Origin of the sequence: Cupriavidus phytohabitans (assembly GCF_000426345.1) — a bacterium.
In the GTDB taxonomy this organism is placed as follows: domain Bacteria; phylum Pseudomonadota; class Gammaproteobacteria; order Burkholderiales; family Burkholderiaceae; genus Cupriavidus.
This window is the reverse complement of sequence record NZ_AUFE01000249.1, coordinates 1-1,204: the sequence shown is the minus strand read 5'-3', so window position 1 is coordinate 1,204 and position 1,204 is coordinate 1. Positions and strand designations below refer to the sequence as shown.

Annotated in this window: 1 protein-coding gene; it reads left to right on the top strand. The window is 48.1% G+C overall.

Features of this window, described 5'->3' with window-relative positions:
- Window positions 1-441: 441 nt before the first annotated feature.
- Window positions 442-999 (top strand): hemerythrin domain-containing protein, encoded by a 558-nt coding sequence (locus K309_RS38980; protein ID WP_232232665.1) that lies wholly within the window; start codon window positions 442-444, stop codon window positions 997-999.
- The last annotated feature ends 205 nt before the right edge of the window (window positions 1,000-1,204 follow it).

The following is a 1,204-nucleotide window of genomic DNA, read 5'->3' as shown; positions in this document are numbered from 1 at the left end:
ACTACGCAACTTCGTCAGAAGTTAACAGAGCCAGCGTTTCAGCCGTTGCGCGTAAACGTCAGCCCAACCGACCCCGGATTTATGCAACAACGCCGGTGAAACTCACAAACGATATGGAAATGGCAGGCATCTGTAAAACTCAATCACTCCGTTCATGGGAAACGAAGCCGATGGGCTGACGGCCAGTCAAGATGAAATCACGGTCATGGGGCGCAGGAATAACGCACGAGGAGAACTTGACTGCTCTAGCACTACCCCCCTCTCTGCGGGGAGCTTTTTCATATATCAAACGCCCAATGGCATGGACAAGGTAAACATCGCACAGACTCTGCCTTACATCTCATTTGAGCTTTTTTTTGGAGCCATTGGATGTTAGCCTTCTATAAAAACTGAAAATTTTAACCTAAATGTCAATAATAACCACATCCCTGGATGGCCGACATGAACAATACTATTGCTGATTGGCATAACGATCATTTGTACTTCGCTCACTTACTAGACCTACTCCAAAATCAAATCGGGGCTTTTTTCGATGGAAAACAGCCTAATTATCGATTGATAGCTAAAATCGTCGAGTACATGTGTGATTATGGCGATCGCATTCATCACCCTCGAGAGGATGTTGCTTTTTCTTTACTGGTGAAGCGAGATCCCGATATACAGCTTGTGGTGAATCGACTTCTACAGGAACATCTAGTGATCGCGGAAACCAGTGCCCAACTACTTGACCACTTCAAGGGCGCCGAATGGGACGTTATAACGCCTAGAGACGTGTTAGTGGCACAAGCGGCAGTATATCTTGCTTACTATCGCAATCATCTATCTTCCGAGGAAAACCTAGTCATGCCACGAACAGTGGAGATGCTGACTGCAGAGGATTGGGCCAAAATCGATGCCGTCGTTCCGGAGAGCGTTCATCCGTTATGTGGGATAAGTCTTCAGGAGCATTTCGCGACGTTGCGCAAGCAAATACATGATGAGGAGCAGTTGGATTGGTGAACTGGATACTGGCGACCCTTTTTCCCAGTCACAAGCGGCATACAGGTTGACACCTTTGACCTCTAATGAGCGATGCGTTGTGAAAGCGTTTCGATCTATTAGACCAAGTCGGTCAACGACATCCTTCGCGACAAGGGATTGATTCTGCGCGCGGGCACGGTGGTGGACGCGACACTGATCAGCGCACCGAGCTCGACCAAGAATG

What these genes read in the sequence shown, in the direction of transcription:
- K309_RS38980 (WP_232232665.1), top strand. Translation starts at nt 442, where the DNA reads ATGAACAATACTATTGCTGATTGGCATAACGATCATTTGTACTTCGCT.